1 pseudogene is annotated in these 518 nt (G+C 49.2%); it reads left to right on the plus strand.

Going from position 1 to position 518, the window contains the following annotated elements:
• Positions 1-47: 47 nt before the first annotated feature.
• Positions 48-518: pseudogene (locus R7093_RS28130) on the plus strand (hybrid sensor histidine kinase/response regulator); the annotation flags it as partial.

Consider the following 518-nt stretch of genomic DNA (forward strand, 5'->3'; position numbering starts at 1 on the left):
TGGCAAGACGTCGTCCAATTGGGCATTTCGAGATAAGTGGGCGCTTTATGACGCTGCGTTCAAAAACGATAATCGGCATTGCACTCATCGAAGCACTTGCGCTCGGTGTACTCATCATCAGCGGCCTCAACTGGTTTAAAAGCTCGAACGAGACCAGTCTCGAAGTTGGTAGCCAGAATTTGGTGAGTGTGTTTGCTCAAGCTTCGAGAGACGCGGTAATCGCGACGGATCTGGCGTACTTAGACAGCTTTGCACGCTCTGTCGTAAGTGAGCACAAGTTGGCTTACATCCGTATCGTCAATCAAGATGGCATCGAACTTACGCTTCAAGGTGATTACACAGGCGTTGACACCAATGTTCGTCCTTTCGATGCAAGCGACGGTGTTTATGACGTGGCGAAAGCAATCACGTTAGGCGATCAGACTTTTGGCGTGGTAGAAATGGGTGTTCACGTCGGGCATGTTCATCAAATGCTTTCGTTTGCGACTCATGCGAGTTTGGTGATTGCCTTTGTCGAA

This window comes from Vibrio sp. 1580, assembly GCF_033340055.1.